The organism is Helicobacter salomonis (genome assembly GCF_900197775.1).
In the GTDB taxonomy this organism is placed as follows: domain Bacteria; phylum Campylobacterota; class Campylobacteria; order Campylobacterales; family Helicobacteraceae; genus Helicobacter; species Helicobacter salomonis.
Genome location: NZ_FZMA01000040.1, coordinates 1 through 15,220 on the forward strand (window position 1 = coordinate 1; position 15,220 = coordinate 15,220).

A 15,220-nucleotide genomic window follows, 5' to 3' on the forward strand; every position below is an offset into this window, starting at 1 on the left:
AACGCTTGTCCCGCTAAGGGGGTTGTAATCAAGTATGGCTACATACTGGATATAGCTAGTCATGGATTGTTGAAACAAGAAGCCCAGTCGTCTTTGGTGGGTGGTTCACAGAATGAATAACAAGGTAGATGTTAATGGCCTAGAGAGAATCCAAAACTCTCAAGAGCTCATGCAAAAGATACAACGCCTGCATGAGATTCAAACCAAACTGGAACAGGCAAAGGTTTGGGATTTAGTCAATGAGCTTATAGACATCAACGCACAGATGGCCATGCTCTTTGAGAAACCCAAACGGATTAGACGCACTAAAGCACAGATGCAGGCAGAGAAAGCGCACATGCAAGCAGAGGTAGAAAAGGTGGCTAAAGAGCAAGAGGCAACACAAATGCAAGTTCAGCCTAAAAAGCCTGGAGGTAGAAAGCCTAAAGGGGAGAGTAAGGGTGTAAAGATGATGTGCAGGGAAGTATACCCGTGGTTCTTAAAGGGGGAGAGGAGTGTGTAAATGTCCTACAATCGTTTTGGGGATTGGGGTATTGGTAGACGGGTTGAGGGTATCAGAGCGATTGCGGGGATTGTGATAGATTCTTCGACTTTTATTGCATGTCAAGAGAAGCATTTTGGAAAGAATACATGTAAGAGGGTTACGAACACTTTGCACGATGCCGCACTTTTTGTATTTTTTGAATAAGAAAAGAAAAACTAGAAAAACCACTCCTAATTTACCACAATCTTTACTCGGTCGTTCACGATTTTTAACATACCTCCTTTACTGAGTATTTGTGGTGATTTTGTCACACTTCACCTTACTTTTTCATGTAACTTAATGGTCAGAGAAAAACTTTAAGAGAAAGCTGGGTATGTATCGGACTGGATTAAAACAACTCACCTAACACTAGGGCAAAATTGCCACTAAATCTCAAAAAAATCGCCCATTTCATTTCACAACATCAAAAACCATACACCTAGTTAAAATACATCGAAACATTGCGCTTGAATCCTATTGCTGTTTTAAAAATCCCCATCGTTCCATAATCTGTAGATGTTGTAGCGTAATATCTTGGCATGGACAGTAGAGGAATATGTGTGCCTATTTCAAAACCATTGTGTTCGCCAACATTGGTCCTAAAACCAAAGGTTAAAGGTAGTTGAAAATAACTCCGTCCCATTTGTAGTTTACAAGCACTGTTGCTTTTACAAGCACTTAGAGCCGTTTGTAACATTGCGCTGTTAATTATCCATGAACTCCCCGTCAACATCAACCCTAAAAACAGTCCGCTAGTGGTGTTATGATCTTCGCTTTCAAAGAAGTTACACAGACCATCCACACCTACACCATAGACGACATTGCTAATATCATAAGTTTGTTTTGCCCCCTTACCTCTGCTATACCCCAAACCCCCATAATAACGCAATCCCCAACGCTCATTTCTACCAAAGAACTGTTTGTAACCCACCTGCATATTAAATCCATAAAGATTAGCACTTGTATAGCGGTGTTGCATCGTGGAAGGGATTGTCTCGATGCTGTTCCAAAACTCTGTGCGATAGGCTTGATAGTATTCTTTCAAAACTTTCTGAGCCGCCTGAGAAAGGGCAGAGACTCGGCTTACTGTGTATCTAATAGATGAGCCAATATTACTCCTTTGAGTAGGATTTGGAACCACAAGATTTCCATTAGGAGCACTGATGAGCGTATTGAATAATGTCTTGGTCAGTGTATTGGCAGCATTCTCTAATATACTCATCTGGGCCTGCAAAGTGGAGATGGTGGCGCTACCCTCTAAATCCCAGGACAATTTACTTATTCCTAAAGATTTTGCCACTTGCTGGCTGGTAGCTTCAAACGGTGCGTAATCTGCTACAAGCCGGGGGACCTGATCAAACTTGTCCTTTTTATACTTATCCATAGTAAACTTAACATAGCCTCCCAACTGATCAAGGAGATTCCCCACAACACTACTAGGTGCGCTAGGTGTAGCTGCTTGAGCACTTTCAATGGTATAGGATACCCACGCAGGAATCAAGAGTTGCTCGCTTTCTTCGTATTGGACTACGGCCGCGTCAATATCGCTCTTGCCATTCCATTTCTCTATGTCACCTAGTGCCGTGAAACGATTGTGTTGTGGATTATTAGAGCCACTCCAAGGAGGGCTCTTAAATGGTACATCCCTTGCACCTGGTGCATGCCAACCAGTTTCTGGAAAAACTTTAGCAAGGTCTATCTTTTTTTGCACCACCTGCGTGCTTATTTCGCTAGTAGCGCTGTCTTGAGTGATACGAGAATACTGAAACCCCACTTGCACATAAACCCCGTCGCTCTCTGCATGTACAAACGCGGATAGAGCCGCCAATAGAACCAGCCACATAAACGCCATATACACTAATAACCCAAAAATAAACAAGGAGGCATCTCTAAAAATGGGGTTTTTGAAATGAGCTCAAACGAAACATCTCTCTAACTTCATCATTATGTGCTATTGCTCACATTGCCTTCTTGAGCATTATCATCACCAGCATCAACAATATTACCTGATTGTGTAGCCATCAATCAACCCTTTAATAAGATAAGGCATTATACAATACAACAAAGTCCTATATCCCCCCGTTAGGGGGGCTATATTTGTGAGTTTGTGAACTTTACTTAATTTAGGGGTGTCTATCCAAAAGAAGGAAGATAGCTCCATTTTAAAAAGAAGACGGCTGAAATGAACCATAAGGTTGAAATGAACCATGAAACAACTATAGCCGCACAACAGTGCGAAAGCCAATGTTCGTTTCTCATGGGATAAGTGCAAAACACGCAAAAAAATATAATGCCATAGTAGATCAGCATGGTCTTTAATAATCTATGCAACCCAAACAAGACAAAAACAATAGCAATAGTAATGGCGATTAAAAGTGGAATGGAAAAAAGCAACCATTTTTTATCACCAATATATCCCCAAAAGATGAGAGCTCCTACGCTAAGTGTGATTGCTCCCATGTATCTTGGAGGAGGGGTAAAGTTATAGTAACACAGCACAAATCCTAAAGCAATGAGTCCTAAAGAGATGCGTTTATCAGGGCATAACGCTAAAATGAAAGAACCTATTTTAAGGCACATTGTGAATGGAACTATATCAATTCCTCGCGCGCGTAAACCATCGTGAGTAAAAACGATGGAAAACACGATCAAGGCAAACAAAAAAATATTGGCGGCATGTAAAGCTTGTTTGATAGCTTGTTTAGCAAACAGCTTGTCCATTAAAATCCTTCTAACCCACGACTTAAACACAGTGTTTCTAAGCGTTTTGGAGCACGATTTTGCAAAAAAATACCTGCAACACCTCACCATTCTAAAACGATTGTAGAGCATTAAACGCAAAAATTCACACTTTTTAGAAGCCATTAGAGAATTTGTCTTAAAAATCCAAGCAGATTTAAACCCCAAAAAATGCCCAAAAAACCGCTTCTAAAAATTCATCTGATTTTCAGGCTCTAAATGGATGGACACGATTTCGCTCTTGGTGAAGATACGCACAGGTGGTCCCCAAAAGCCACAACCGCTACTCACAATCATTTGGCAATCTTTTAAATGATAATGCCCATAGATGTATTTTTGATCCAGCCACACCAAGAGGCTAAAGGGGAATATCTGCCCGGCATGGGTGTGTCCGCATAAGAGCAAATCGGGTTTTTGTTCCAAATATCTTATGGATTTGGGTTGGTGGGAGAGTAAAACGCTAGGCAGATTAGGGTTGGCTTGGGTAAAGATAGTCTTAAAATCGGGTTCAAAACGCTTAAAGCGATACCCTATCAGGTCATTTACCCCCATTAGATTAAATCCTGCAACTTGAACACTCTCATTTTGCAATACGCGCAAATGATTCTTTTTAAACACTTCAACAAGCGCATCCACCCCGTGGTAATATTCATGGTTACCCAGCACGCAATACACACCATATTTAGATTGGATACTTTTAAGCGGGGTTAAATCCTTTTGCACCAACTCCGCCTTTAAATCCGCTAAATCCCCCACAATAACGACTATATCCGGGTGAAGTGCGTTGATACGATCGACAATCTTTTGCAAGTAATCTTTTTTAAGATACGCGCCTATGTGCACATCGCTGATCATCACAAGGTGGCACGCTTCTTTTAAATTTTTTAGCTTGACATTTCGCCTTGTGATCACAAGATTGGTTGAATTGTAAAAGCCCTTTGCCATAGAGGTAGAGAAAACCCCTAGTAGACCTATATCCAAGAGTTTTTTAAGGCTTTGGCGTTTGTGTGTGTCTGTGCTTTGAGGAAGTGTTTTAAGCGCGATGGAGTGCAATAATAGCAGGCAGAAGAGAATAAAACTTGCGGCCATACTCATCCCCCCTAGGGCATACAAGAAAGTATGTAACGCCTCCAAATGGGCAAAAACTTTCATCTGCACGACCCGATAGAGAATGTTTAAACCATACAGACAAATAGGAAGAAAGCGCAAAAAGGGATAGGTAGACTTCCTTAGCCTCAGATAGCTAAAGAGGTTCATGCAAAAGAAGACGAAAAGAAAAATTAGAGTAAAAGTTGTTATGCTCATAGGGACGAGTTTTACCATGTTTATCCGCATTTGGTTTAAACGTCAACAAATCTTTTATTTCACATAATTTTTATCATTGATATGGAATTAATATTAAAAAAAGTGGACATTCAATTGCGGTTGGTGCATACTCGTTAGTTGTATATTTTCAGAGCTGATCTGCGCCTTAAAATTTAGTATTTGAATTGGTTCGTTGTTTTAAGACATGGTTTTTAGCTTACTCAGCTATTGTAGGCAATTTTAGAACATGTTTTGAAGTCGCCAAGCGTCTATGTCGTTACTATGTTTGAAGGTGTAAGCAAAATAATCAGGAGCATCACACTCAGGGATTTCTCTCTTAAAAAAGTCCATCTCTTTCTTGTCTCTATGGTGGCGTTTAACGATCTCTAGGTCTATATCCGTGGGATCGAGAATTTTAAACAGCTACAAGACATCTTGCTCTGCATCTTTGATTTTGGCGATGAATTGTACTTTTTCAAAGGTGTAGAGCCTACCATTTTTGCGATCTGCTACTAACTTACCTCCTTGTGTAGGCATGGGTCGTTGCAACACATAAATCTCGGTATGTTGGTCTGCATCTGTGGGTGTATTTTGGGTGGAAGTGTTTGCTTTAGGGGAAGTTTTTGTGGCTTTGGCATTCTTGCTTTTGTGAGCAGTGTTTAAAAAATGGTTTTTGAATGCATCGATGTTTTCAAACACAAGAGTGATGTACTCATTGCCACAGACTTGAAACAGCTGTATATACTTTACTGTCTAGAGCGATTACCTCCATCATCTCGGGGTTTAAACACCCATTTATCCTAAACTGCACGCAAATTCTTTTAGTTTGTGGGCTAGGTTGGATGCTCTCGACCATGGAATTCTCAGGAATTCAGTGATAGCGCACTGCTTACATGAGGAATTGTCTGTGGGGGAGACCCCCACACCCCCCTGGAGCTTTTGAGAGGAGAAAAATTGAATTTAAAGGGCCATATAACGCTTTAGGGGTGCTTTGGTTTGGTTGAGGGATGTTGTGTTGATTATAGAGCGTTCCAGAGGGGTCTATGAAGGTGTTTTGAAGTGAAGAGGAGAGAAGGTATGTTTTGGGTATGTAAAGCGAAGCATTTTGAGTTCTTGTGAGAGGATTTGCAAGGATTTTAGCTGGTAGTGGTATCAATGGGCTTACACACAAGAACTTTTGAGGCTTTTGGATAGCTGTGAGAACAAGATTACAGCTTATAATCAAAAATGGCTCTAAAAACGTATTTTAAGCGCATTTAGGGGTAGGGGTTATCTAGTATGGTTTTGTTCTAAATCGCGTTGAATGACCCCTCTATGGGGCTAGAAATGCTATGTATTCTCTTGAGTGGTTTTATGGGAATTTTAGATTGTTATCTTTTTATGCGCTTTTCTTGCTTTTAGACTTAGTTTGAGATGGTTGGGGTGGGATTGTGCAACGACTATTTTGTTGTTTAACGATCTTTCATTTACTCGAAAGATCCACTACAATCCCTAAAATAAGCGTTTATGCGCTGTTATAACACTTAAAGCTTGACGCTAAAAATAGATGTACGCAGTCTCTCTATGCGTTATACTCGAGAACAATGCTTATACGTTGCCTTATTCTTGCTGGATGGCTCAAATTTGATCTCAAAATACCTAAATCATCACGCTCTTTGAGTCTAGTAGGTTATCGGTTCACATTTGCTAAGATTTCTTTAAGATTATAAAAGTTGCGCTTTTATCCAAATTGCGCGTAAAACTCCGTCCTTTAGGGCTTAAGATGTAAGCGCACTCTAAGAAAAGAAAGGCTATCTTTGCAATAGGTAAGTGAGGTTAGTGAAAGCCTGATGTGGCAGAGTTGGATGCGCTCATTCTAGCCACTAAAAACTGGCACGATGACAGGTTGGCAACTAATCTCCGCCCATATCAGTGGGTCTGTAAGTCTTTTGGGTTAGGGACTAGCCTTGCGGACTATAAACAGCAAAGCCTTTCGAGCTCAGAGACGCTGGTTTCTGTTAGTTAGGAAGCTCCTCCCTTTAGGGAGGGGCGGTTCACAGTTGTGTAAGATTAGGCCTGGTAGGGGGTTGCACTTGGAGACTCTAATCTCCTAGTTACAAAAAGTCTCATTTTTTCTATACTCCTCCATTTTACGCCAACAATAGCGCAACAAAGCTCCATATTGGTTTGAGGAGTTATTTTGTGGCGCGCTCTGCACTTGGGGAGCTTGCGTGGTTTGAGAAGTCTGTTGACTCTGCGGGGTTTGTTGAGTTGGTGGAGCTTGTGTTCTTTCTGTTATTTGAAAACCCTCAGGGTAAGTCATTAGATGAAGATTTTCTGCATGTCTAACAAAATATCCTAAAGCCTGTTGCATGGCTTCCTGTGTGAGATCAAGACTACTTGCAATGCGTATCTCTGCAGGAATTGTAAAACTCTCCTGACCGCTTGCAATCACAAAACCATGCCCTGCGTCAATATCTAGCCCTGCTTTGTCTATAAACCACTCCCAAAAGCTCTCAGAGTCAAACTCTTGAAACAACTCCCCATTACACCGCAACACCTCAAAACCACTAGGTTGAAACACCCCCGCCCCGATTTGTCCATTTACATGCACGATGAAAAAATTAGCCATCGACCTTCCCTACTGCAACGGGTTTTTCAAATTTTTCCACTTCTTGATATACTTCTCTAGCACTCATATCCGGGTTCAAGACTTGATACATGTCATTGAGTTTATCAGAGATCAAAATCCGATCAGAAGTGCTCTCTAACTTACCCTCTAAATGTTGGGTGAGTTTGTCCATGTCTGCACCCTTAAGATTGTCTAACACTCCCTCTAAAACTTGAGCCTTATGCGCATCTGTGCCTCCTGCCTTTTGTACATGTGTGCTTAGAGTTACCCAGCTCTCAGGGCTAAGTTCTACTCCCTTTTTCTCCTCAATGGCTTATCCTCATTATAACCCCACCTCCATCTAGCGTAATGGTTATACACAAACCCAAAGACATTGTTTTTGGGCAAGTAAAAGCTGATGCTATCAAGGGCGATCACTTCTGCTTTTTCCACACTTTGTTTAAAAATCTCAAAACAAGCATTAACATGCTTAGTAAAAGAATGCTTAGGGTTTGAAAGGTTATCGTTGTTCTCAAACTCTTTTCAAGGTGTTCTTGAGTGAGATAAATGCCCTTGATGGTCTTAGTGCGTTCCATAGCATCCTCCTTAAAGTTTGATGACAGATTGGCGTTTGATCTCGCCAGTTTTAGTGTGCCTAAAGCCTCGCAAGAGCACCTCTGTGATCGCTCCGCTAGAATGTGTGCTAGAGCGGTGGCGTTGGTGCTTGGTGGGGTCGTAAGTTTGCCCGACTTCTAGGGGGTCTAGTTGGTAGAGGGTGGCTTGTTCGTAGTAGGCAAAGAGGGCGTAAAAGATTTCTATGAGGGTTTGCGCGCCCTCTGTGTCGCTTTTAAGTGCATTGTTGGTGTAATCCCAAAGCATTTCGATATTTTTACCCTGAATACCGGCGGACAAAAAGCAAGTAGATCGCCCTCTTTAAAGAGATTAGATAAGCCTTGTTTCACACTTATAGGCAAAGTTAAAAACAATTCGCAAGCTTTGACTTTGTGTCTATCTAATCTGAGTGGGCTTGCTTTAAGGCTTCTTGCGTGCGCTTTAACTCTATTTGTTTTTGTCTGTCTGCCTCTTGCAGGTTAAATCTTGTTCTAAAGTGGCTAGCTGGGTTTTATAGCCCTGCAATTCTGCTTGCACCTTTTGGTATTCTTGGCGCGCTCTTTGCTCTTGCCCTGCAATGTGCGTTGCATCGGTTTTTTTCTTGGCTTAAAAACAGATTTCTGGAGCACTGGATAAGACATTTAAGCATTGCTTCTTGTACCTCTTGATCTTGGAGTAAGTCTAAAAATTGGGTTTTTAGGGGGTTTCTATCGGTGTGCTCTCTTCCATGGTAACCTCTATTATTGATGTGATTAACATTGTGGCAAAAAGAGCCCCTATTCGCGTGCCCCTACCCTAGTGTGATCGCCCTGCTTTTGTGCTATACTCCAGTAGCGTAGGCGGGAAAACTTGTCAAGGAGTGCGCGGTGGAGTTTTTAGGTTTTTTGGCGATTTTGGTCGTGGTCTGTTTGCTCTTTTTCAAGCCCAAATCAGAAAAATTGGCTTTTGGAATTTTTATGCTGGCGTGCTTGGTGGAGTTGGTGATGTTTGTCGCCCACACTTCGAACTTCTTCCCCAATGTGAATTTGTAGAATTTCTAAACCATGAATTTTCTTTGAAGTAGACAACATGAAGCAATCTAAGACCTTTTATTTTCTGTTCTCTTTAGCCATTATTGGCATTGTGGCTTTGCCTGTGGGCATTGGCAATCTCGTTTTAGGCTTTATTTACGGGGATTCCCCCTGCATTCAATGCTGGGCAGAACGCCAAAGTATGCTCTATATAGGCGTGGCGGGGCTTTTTATTTTGCGCTATGGGCTCAAGCCCAAGTATCTAGCCATCTTGCTTTTAATGACGGCTGGGGGCTTGTATCAAAGTTTTTACCACTATGGTAACCACGCCCTAGAGGATGTGGGGCAGGGCTTTGCGCTCACCATTTTAGGATTGCACACGCAATTTTGGGCACATGTGGTGTTTTGGGCAGTGGTGTTGATATTGGGGGTTCTCCTATGCTTTGCACCCAGCTTGCAAACTTTAGCTCAAGAAAGAGGGGTTTATACTCAGACAACCCGACGCACTTATAGAGATTTGAGCAAGGCCAATAATTTGGCTTTTCTAGTTGTGGGTGTGATTGCGATCACCAACATGGTGCAGGCTTTTATCTCTACAGGTCCCGTTCCCTATTTAGGGCAGGGTGATCCTATCCGCTTTTCTTGGAATTGGAGAGAAAATGTGTGGAGCACGAAAAATTGGCAACACATGGGGTTTCCTAGACAACTGGGGAAGCGAATCGTAGACACCCCCATTTTAGCCGATGCCCAGTACACTTGGGATTATGACTACCACAATGCCCCCCTAGAAATCCACAAAGAACTAACTCTGCGATCCCAAAAAATTAGCTCATTGAATCTTAACGCCCCCATTAGCGATCTCTTATTCTTGAGCGCGCCTAGCACTTCTATCGTTGTCCCTAAAAATCCTTTAGCCATGTCCATGACCTCCCAAGGTTGCGCCCCTGTGCATAAATCTGACAAGGTGTATTTTTCTCCAGATACTTTTGCTGGAGATAACGCGCTTTTTAAAAATACCTTTTTAATTGGCACACAAAAAGAGGGCTTTTATGTGGCTAATAAAGACTTAGAAACGCTGGTTACGCATTTTGTGCTCGACAAATATTATGCAGCTACCGTAGAGAATTTTGTCGGGGTGAACATGGTGGGCAATTTGATTCGCGTGATGGGGCAGAATAAGAGCAGTGCTGATGTGCGCTATAATCCCAAGGCTGGGAATAATTTTGTCAACTTTTTGCAGGGTGCAGATCACTTTGAGGAGCTGGGACGCAGTCGCCTGCGCACCAGTCGTGCCTCTACTTACTATGTGTTGAGTGCTAGGAGCGATGGGGTCTACACTTACATGCTCAGTGTGCCTAACCAACGCTACAAGGACTTGATCTTAGTGCGCATGCTCGATCGAGATTTGGGTTTGGATTCTGAGCGCGTCGTGCAGGCTAGCACAAATAACCCCCTAAAGCCTAAGCGTGATCTAGGCGAATTTTACATCACCGGATTAGCCCTCTATCAAGGAAAACTACTCGCCTTGAGCAAGGCGTTTAACACGCTTTTGGTCATCGACCCGATGAGTGCGCAGGTGTTAGATGCCTATGGTCTGCCTAGCCAAATCCACAACGCCAGCGCGCTAACTTTAGTCGATGATTCTCTGGTAGTGGTGGGTTATGAGGCAGGGCAGAACACCTTTTACACTTTGGACCTCTCCAATTTTTCTCCTAACACGACTCCTATCATAGAGTTGCGCCAGCAGGCCCCTGAGCTACATTCTCAAGGGTGCTAGCTTGATTGCGCCTGAGTGGCGACTCATCGCTCCTGCTATCAATTATGCTACAATGCTACATCTTCATTTTCAAGGAGTTTTATGTCTTACAATCCTAAGTATTTATCCCAGCCCACAGAGGGGCAGGCAATCACTTATAGAGATGGCAGGTTACATGTGCCCAACCACCCCATTATCCCCTTTATTGAGGGCGATGGCATTGGCGTAGATATTACTCCAGTGATGCGTAAAGTAGTGGATGCGGCCGTGCAAAAAGCCTATAAGGGAGAGAAAAAGATCGCATGGTATGAGGTCTTTGTAGGCGAAAAATGCTATAACAAATTCAGAGATAAAGAAGGTCTGGGTTTGGAGGAACAATGGCTGCTGCCCGATACCATTGATGCGCTCAATCACTTTAAAGTTTCTATTAAGGGACCTCTAACCACCCCCGTAGGCGAGGGTTTTCGCTCCCTCAATGTGGCCTTGCGCCAAAAAATGGATTTGTATGTGTGTTTGAGGCCCGTGCGCTGGTATTCTAGCCCCAGCCCTGTTAAAGAGCCTGGTAAGGTGGACATGGTGATTTTCCGCGAAAATAGCGAGGACATTTACGCGGGCATTGAATTTAACCAGGACACCCCAGAAGCTAAAAAACTCATCAAGTTTTTACAAGAAGAGTTGCATGTTAAAAAAATCCGCTTTCCCCAAACAAGCAGTGTAGGCATTAAACCCATTAGCCTAGAGGGCACAGAAAGACTTGTGCGCAAGGCAATTCAGTACACCATCGATAATGATCGTGCTAGCCTGACCTTCGTGCACAAAGGTAATATTATGAAATACACGGAGGGGGCGTTTATGAAATGGGGTTATGCCCTAGCCCAAAGAGAATTTGGCGCCAAATTGCTGGATAAGGGTCCTTGGTGCACGCTCAAAAATCCTAAAACTGGTAAAGAGATTGTGATTAAGGACATGATTGCCGATGCTTTCTTGCAACAAATCTTGCTACGCCCTGCTGAATACGATGTAATCGCGACCATGAATTTAAATGGGGATTATATCTCCGATGCATTAGCCGCGATGGTGGGCGGGATTGGCATCGCCCCGGGAGCCAATATGAACGACAGCGTGGCAATGTTTGAAGCCACACACGGGACCGCCCCCAAATACGCCGGACAAAACAAGGTCAATCCGGGCTCTATTATTTTGAGTGCGGAAATGATGTTGCGCCACATGGGTTGGGTGGAGGCAGCCAATTTAATCGTAGTGGGCATGCAAAAAGCCATTGAGAGCAAAAAAGTTACCTACGACTTTGCGCGTTTAATGGAGGGCGCAACCGAGGTTTCAAGTTCTGAGTTTGGTGAGGTAATTATCGCACACTTGTAAAGAGATGCCCAGATACTATCTGGGCCTAGCTGGCATTGCCCTAAAATAACTTGTCTAGGAGTCGGGTGAACGCGAGCGCGCAAAGCCCCCCGCAAATTCCCGCCAAAGCGTCATCCCCCACCACTCCTAAACCGCCCTTGACTTGTGTGTCGATTTTTCCAATGAGTGAGGGTTTGTAGATATCAAAAAGCCTAAAACCAACAAAACTAGCCGCAATGCCCACTGCGCTCCAGCCCACAATTGCCATGGCCATCCACATGCCCACCAACTCATCGATTACGATGTGTTTGGCATCATGGGTTTGGGTCTGCTCCTCATAGATGTCAATTTGTCTAATGGCAATTAGACCAATCAACAGCGCGCTCAAAAACAGAGTATTGGCCGAAAAATATAAAATGGGCAAACCTAAGAACAACGCAACCGCACTCCCAGCCGTGCCAGGCCCCTTAGGAAATCTACCTGCGTAAAATAGGGTTAAAAAAAGCTCTCGTACATCCATGTATGCATTATAACAAAATTGCTTACAACGAGGGTTTCTTAGGCGTTACCAAGGGCTAACAGCTGATTTAACCTTTTGTGCTAGCATGTACTCGATGCTGACAGATAAGGAGAGTGTATGCAAACAACAACATCCCAGAGAACTCAATCGCTCCACAATAATCCCAATTTAAGCAAAAAGGATGTGTCTGTAGTGGAGAAAATTCTCAGCAAAAACGATCTAAAAGCCCTCGAGATGAAGAAACGCTACGAATCTGATGGGTTATATGTTCTCAATTTTATGAGCTCGCCAGGCAGTGGTAAAACCACCTTGTTGGAGAATTTAGCGGGTTTTGAAGATTTTAAATTCTGCGTCATTGAGGGGGATTTGCAAACCAACAGAGATGCGCAAAGGCTGCTTCAAAAGGGTATTTCAGCCCAGCAGATTACCACGGGAGAGGCTTGTCACCTGGAGGCGGCTATGGTAGAGAGCGCATATGATATTTTGAAAGAAAAGGGGGCTTTTGAGCAGAGTGATTACCTCATTATTGAAAATGTAGGCAATTTAGTCTGTCCTTCGAGTTACAATTTGGGCGCGGCGATGAATATCGTCTTACTCTCCACACCTGAGGGAGATGATAAGGTGCTCAAATACCCCACGATGTTTCTGTGCGCCGATGCGGTGGTGGTGAGTAAGGCAGATTTAATGGAAGTGTTCAATTTCAGGCTCTCGCAGGTGCAAGAGGACATGAGTAAACTCAAACCAGACACGCCCATTTTTACACTCAGCCACCAAGACCTAAATGGTTTGCGGGCTTTCAAGGACTTTTTGGCGGATTATAGAGCGCGCAATTATCAATCTGCCCATGTATTTTAGGGGTGCGCCTTGTGCCTAGCCATTCCTTCTAAGGTAGTTTCCATTGAGGGTAGCACCGCCGTGCTAGAAACTATGGGTGTGCAAAGGGAAGCGAGTTTGGATTTAATGCGTGAGGAAGTGTGCGTGGGGGATTTTGTGCTTCTGCATGCGGGCTTTGTCATGACTAAAATCAATAAGGAAGATGCACTTGAATCTCTGAGGTTTTATGCACAGATGATTGAGGGTGCAGACACCTGAGTTACCTGCATAACGTCTCAAATAATTTTCTACCCCTAGAGGGCAGATTGTGCCACACCCTCATTAAACCCTCTTCCACATTTTCTTTCTAAAAGCTTTTAACCCTTTTTTCCTCTTAGGCTTTTGGTTAAGATAAGCGCCCTAATTTTCTTAAAGAAAGGTCTGTATGAAAGCAGTCAAATTCTGTGCCATTTTGCAGCGTGAACACACCAGTAAAGAGGTCTTTAAAAAAGGCAAAAAAGAGGCGGGCACACTGGGGCGTTTGCGCGTGTGCACCCAAGAGGGCCAAGAGGTGTTTAGCTGTTACACCATGGAGAATGCAGGCATCCCTACTGATGAGAGCAACAAAGACAAGCCCATAGTGGCCCGCACTTATAGCCTACACTGGGCAGATAGCTCTGTCTGCGTGCCTGCTAGCTACAAAAACAAAGGAGCCAATGGACGCCACAAGGCCATCTGGTTACATGACCCTAGCAACCCTAACTTTGCCAAGAGGCGTATCATGATCCACATTGGCAATGATGCCATCGATAGCTTGGGCTGTATTCTACTGGGCAAGGGTTATAATGAGCAAGCAGGCTCTATCACCAATTCCACAGTGGCAGTGGAGGAGTTTTACAATTTATGTGCCCAGCATGGCATTGAGCACTTCAGCCTAGAGGTGCGCGATGCCCAGTGAAACATTAAAGAAAAAGCTTAGGGTGTGGGTGGGGGTCTTTGTGGCCACCGCTCTAGTGCTCTCCATTGCCCAGAACATCCACTACTTCCTCAAGTACACCACCAGCCTAGACACCATTCTAGTGTGCACCACCAAGGGCCACTCTCTAAGTGACACAAAGAGCCAGCTGGAAGGGGCTTTAGAGGTAGAAGAAGGTTTAGAGAAACGCCATAACTCCACTGCAGAGAAGGTTCTGCAAGATTTGATTGTGCAGGCTAAAAAGCATGGCTTGGCCAAGGATGTGCTCATCATGGACCTCAAAGACAAATTTGACTGATGCACACAGAAGAACTCTTAGAGCTGCTTCCCATCATGCTCATCGGATTACTCTCAGGGGCTTTGAGTTACTTCAATGGAGAGAATGTGAGTTTGAAAAAAGCCTTTGTGGTGGTGTGCACGAGTTCCTTCATCTGTCTATGTGTCTATAGCATGCTGAGTGCAACCAATTTGCCCTATCTAGCTAAGGTGGGCTTGAGCGCGAGTGTGGGCTACTTTGGCATAGACAAGGCCCTTGAAATCCTCAAAAACATCTTGAACCTCAAGAAGTGATGCCCCTTGTGCTTCTGCTCACAACCCTAGGCCTAGGGCTTCTAGGCTCTCTGCTGGGCATCGCGCATTTACTCCAGCAAAAGGGCGCGCTTGAAGAAAAACTCACTCTAGCTGAACAACACCTCAAAGCACAGAACCAGCAGATCAAAGCCCTGCAATTAGATAACCAGCAATACCAAGAGCAAAAACCCACACAGACTAAAATCATCCGCCAACGCTATAAGGACACCAAGAGCCTCCAAGAACTCAAAAGCTGTCATGAGCAACTCCAACAGGTCCAAGACCTCCTAGACATCTTCAAGAAGGCTCATTGACAAGCTTTAAGAGCTCTTGGGTGCTCATCTTAGAGTAGTCATTCTCCAAATTCTCAGAGGTGATTACATTCTCCCTGCCATATAAAGAAATCTTCAACTCTGAAAACATCTTAGCCACTTTCTCGGCTGCGGC

At 43.7% G+C, this 15,220-nt stretch carries 20 protein-coding genes; 11 read left to right on the top strand and 9 right to left on the bottom strand.

What is annotated here, in order from left to right:
* The first annotated feature begins 112 nt into the window (after positions 1-112).
* Together C6H04_RS06535 and C6H04_RS06540 are read left to right on the top strand one after the other, a co-directional pair.
* Positions 113-502 carry a hypothetical protein gene (locus tag C6H04_RS06535; protein ID WP_104732678.1) on the top strand — a complete coding sequence of 130 codons (390 nt, stop codon included), beginning with the start codon at positions 113-115 and terminating at the stop codon, positions 500-502.
* A complete protein-coding gene (locus C6H04_RS06540; RefSeq protein ID WP_104732679.1) occupies positions 503-688 on the top strand; it encodes a hypothetical protein in 186 nt (61 codons plus the stop codon).
* Between the two features lie 274 nt (positions 689-962).
* On the opposite strand, the gene C6H04_RS06545 is transcribed toward C6H04_RS06540, so the two are convergent.
* The 8 genes from C6H04_RS06545 to C6H04_RS06575 form a co-directional block, all read right to left on the bottom strand.
* The gene (locus tag C6H04_RS06545) at positions 963-2,366 is read right to left on the bottom strand and encodes an outer membrane protein (protein WP_233710970.1); all 1,404 of its coding nucleotides are present in this window, start codon (positions 2,364-2,366) and stop codon (positions 963-965) included.
* Positions 2,367-2,656: 290 nt separating this feature from the next.
* On the bottom strand, positions 2,657-3,244 hold the full coding sequence (locus tag C6H04_RS06550) for a hypothetical protein (RefSeq protein ID WP_104732680.1): 588 nt from the start codon (positions 3,242-3,244) through the stop codon (positions 2,657-2,659).
* A 207-nt stretch (positions 3,245-3,451) separates the two neighbouring features.
* Positions 3,452-4,351 carry a metallophosphoesterase gene (locus C6H04_RS06555; protein WP_233711877.1) on the bottom strand — a complete coding sequence of 300 codons (900 nt, stop codon included), beginning with the start codon at positions 4,349-4,351 and terminating at the stop codon, positions 3,452-3,454.
* 639 nt (positions 4,352-4,990) lie between these two features.
* Entirely contained in the window at positions 4,991-5,266 is a 276-nt protein-coding gene (locus C6H04_RS06560; RefSeq protein ID WP_104732681.1) for a hypothetical protein, read from the bottom strand.
* A gap of 1,390 nt (positions 5,267-6,656) precedes the next feature.
* The gene (locus C6H04_RS06565; RefSeq protein WP_104732682.1) at positions 6,657-7,178 is read right to left on the bottom strand and encodes a hypothetical protein; all 522 of its coding nucleotides are present in this window, start codon (positions 7,176-7,178) and stop codon (positions 6,657-6,659) included.
* The gene (locus C6H04_RS06570; RefSeq protein WP_104732683.1) at positions 7,171-7,350 is read right to left on the bottom strand and encodes a hypothetical protein; all 180 of its coding nucleotides are present in this window, start codon (positions 7,348-7,350) and stop codon (positions 7,171-7,173) included. The genes C6H04_RS06565 and C6H04_RS06570 overlap by 8 nt, the downstream gene beginning before the upstream one ends.
* Positions 7,351-7,591: 241 nt before the next feature.
* A complete protein-coding gene (locus C6H04_RS07945) occupies positions 7,592-7,753 on the bottom strand; it encodes a hypothetical protein (RefSeq protein ID WP_158653549.1) in 162 nt (53 codons plus the stop codon).
* 10 nt (positions 7,754-7,763) lie between these two features.
* On the bottom strand, positions 7,764-8,069 hold the full coding sequence (locus C6H04_RS06575; protein WP_158653825.1) for a nucleotide exchange factor GrpE: 306 nt from the start codon (positions 8,067-8,069) through the stop codon (positions 7,764-7,766).
* A gap of 566 nt (positions 8,070-8,635) precedes the next feature.
* Between C6H04_RS06575 and C6H04_RS08000 the strand changes: the two genes are divergently transcribed.
* The 3 genes from C6H04_RS08000 (at position 8,636) to icd (ending at position 11,915) form a co-directional block, all read left to right on the top strand.
* On the top strand, positions 8,636-8,800 hold the full coding sequence (locus C6H04_RS08000) for a hypothetical protein (RefSeq protein WP_199766100.1): 165 nt from the start codon (positions 8,636-8,638) through the stop codon (positions 8,798-8,800).
* Between the two features lie 37 nt (positions 8,801-8,837).
* Positions 8,838-10,556 (top strand): disulfide bond formation protein B, encoded by a 1,719-nt coding sequence (locus C6H04_RS06580; protein ID WP_104732685.1) that lies wholly within the window; start codon positions 8,838-8,840, stop codon positions 10,554-10,556.
* An 81-nt stretch (positions 10,557-10,637) separates the two neighbouring features.
* On the top strand, positions 10,638-11,915 hold the full coding sequence (gene icd / locus C6H04_RS06585) for an isocitrate dehydrogenase (NADP(+)) (RefSeq protein WP_104695272.1): 1,278 nt from the start codon (positions 10,638-10,640) through the stop codon (positions 11,913-11,915).
* A gap of 40 nt (positions 11,916-11,955) precedes the next feature.
* Here the strand turns inward: icd and C6H04_RS06590 are convergent, their stop codons facing one another.
* Positions 11,956-12,414 (bottom strand): phosphatidylglycerophosphatase A family protein, encoded by a 459-nt coding sequence (locus C6H04_RS06590; RefSeq protein ID WP_104695273.1) that lies wholly within the window; start codon positions 12,412-12,414, stop codon positions 11,956-11,958.
* 117 nt (positions 12,415-12,531) lie between these two features.
* Between C6H04_RS06590 and hypB the strand changes: the two genes are divergently transcribed.
* From hypB to C6H04_RS06620, 6 genes are all read left to right on the top strand, one after another.
* Positions 12,532-13,269 carry a hydrogenase nickel incorporation protein HypB gene (gene hypB, locus C6H04_RS06595; RefSeq protein ID WP_104695274.1) on the top strand — a complete coding sequence of 246 codons (738 nt, stop codon included), beginning with the start codon at positions 12,532-12,534 and terminating at the stop codon, positions 13,267-13,269.
* Positions 13,270-13,278: 9 nt separating this feature from the next.
* Positions 13,279-13,506, top strand: a complete 228-nt coding sequence (locus C6H04_RS06600; RefSeq protein ID WP_104695275.1) for a HypC/HybG/HupF family hydrogenase formation chaperone — start codon at positions 13,279-13,281, stop codon at positions 13,504-13,506.
* Positions 13,507-13,672: 166 nt separating this feature from the next.
* Positions 13,673-14,185, top strand: a complete 513-nt coding sequence (locus tag C6H04_RS06605) for a DUF5675 family protein (RefSeq protein WP_104732686.1) — start codon at positions 13,673-13,675, stop codon at positions 14,183-14,185.
* On the top strand, positions 14,175-14,501 hold the full coding sequence (locus C6H04_RS06610; protein WP_104732687.1) for a hypothetical protein: 327 nt from the start codon (positions 14,175-14,177) through the stop codon (positions 14,499-14,501). Before C6H04_RS06605 ends, C6H04_RS06610 begins: the two co-directional genes overlap by 11 nt.
* Positions 14,501-14,773: a phage holin family protein gene (locus C6H04_RS06615; RefSeq protein WP_104732688.1), complete on the top strand. Its 273-nt coding sequence runs from the start codon at positions 14,501-14,503 to the stop codon at positions 14,771-14,773. Before C6H04_RS06610 ends, C6H04_RS06615 begins: the two co-directional genes overlap by 1 nt.
* On the top strand, positions 14,773-15,087 hold the full coding sequence (locus C6H04_RS06620) for a hypothetical protein (RefSeq protein ID WP_233711303.1): 315 nt from the start codon (positions 14,773-14,775) through the stop codon (positions 15,085-15,087). The genes C6H04_RS06615 and C6H04_RS06620 overlap by 1 nt, the downstream gene beginning before the upstream one ends.
* Positions 15,088-15,220 lie beyond the last annotated feature (133 nt).

Coding starts and splice junctions, on each gene's coding strand:
- C6H04_RS06615 (WP_104732688.1), top strand. CDS start 14,501: ATGCACACAGAAGAACTCTTAGAGCTGCTTCCCATCATGCTCATCGGA.
- hypB (WP_104695274.1), top strand. CDS start 12,532: ATGCAAACAACAACATCCCAGAGAACTCAATCGCTCCACAATAATCCC.
- C6H04_RS06580 (WP_104732685.1), top strand. CDS start 8,838: ATGAAGCAATCTAAGACCTTTTATTTTCTGTTCTCTTTAGCCATTATT.
- icd (WP_104695272.1), top strand. CDS start 10,638: ATGTCTTACAATCCTAAGTATTTATCCCAGCCCACAGAGGGGCAGGCA.
- C6H04_RS06570 (WP_104732683.1), bottom strand. CDS start 7,350: ATGGACAAACTCACCCAACATTTAGAGGGTAAGTTAGAGAGCACTTCT.
- C6H04_RS07945 (WP_158653549.1), bottom strand. CDS start 7,753: ATGGAACGCACTAAGACCATCAAGGGCATTTATCTCACTCAAGAACAC.
- C6H04_RS06565 (WP_104732682.1), bottom strand. CDS start 7,178: ATGGCTAATTTTTTCATCGTGCATGTAAATGGACAAATCGGGGCGGGG.
- C6H04_RS06545 (WP_233710970.1), bottom strand. CDS start 2,366: ATGTGGCTGGTTCTATTGGCGGCTCTATCCGCGTTTGTACATGCAGAG.
- C6H04_RS06605 (WP_104732686.1), top strand. CDS start 13,673: ATGAAAGCAGTCAAATTCTGTGCCATTTTGCAGCGTGAACACACCAGT.
- C6H04_RS06610 (WP_104732687.1), top strand. CDS start 14,175: ATGCCCAGTGAAACATTAAAGAAAAAGCTTAGGGTGTGGGTGGGGGTC.
- C6H04_RS06590 (WP_104695273.1), bottom strand. CDS start 12,414: ATGGATGTACGAGAGCTTTTTTTAACCCTATTTTACGCAGGTAGATTT.
- C6H04_RS06555 (WP_233711877.1), bottom strand. CDS start 4,351: ATGGCCGCAAGTTTTATTCTCTTCTGCCTGCTATTATTGCACTCCATC.
- C6H04_RS06550 (WP_104732680.1), bottom strand. CDS start 3,244: ATGGACAAGCTGTTTGCTAAACAAGCTATCAAACAAGCTTTACATGCC.
- C6H04_RS06540 (WP_104732679.1), top strand. CDS start 503: ATGTCCTACAATCGTTTTGGGGATTGGGGTATTGGTAGACGGGTTGAG.
- C6H04_RS06620 (WP_233711303.1), top strand. CDS start 14,773: ATGCCCCTTGTGCTTCTGCTCACAACCCTAGGCCTAGGGCTTCTAGGC.
- C6H04_RS06535 (WP_104732678.1), top strand. CDS start 113: ATGAATAACAAGGTAGATGTTAATGGCCTAGAGAGAATCCAAAACTCT.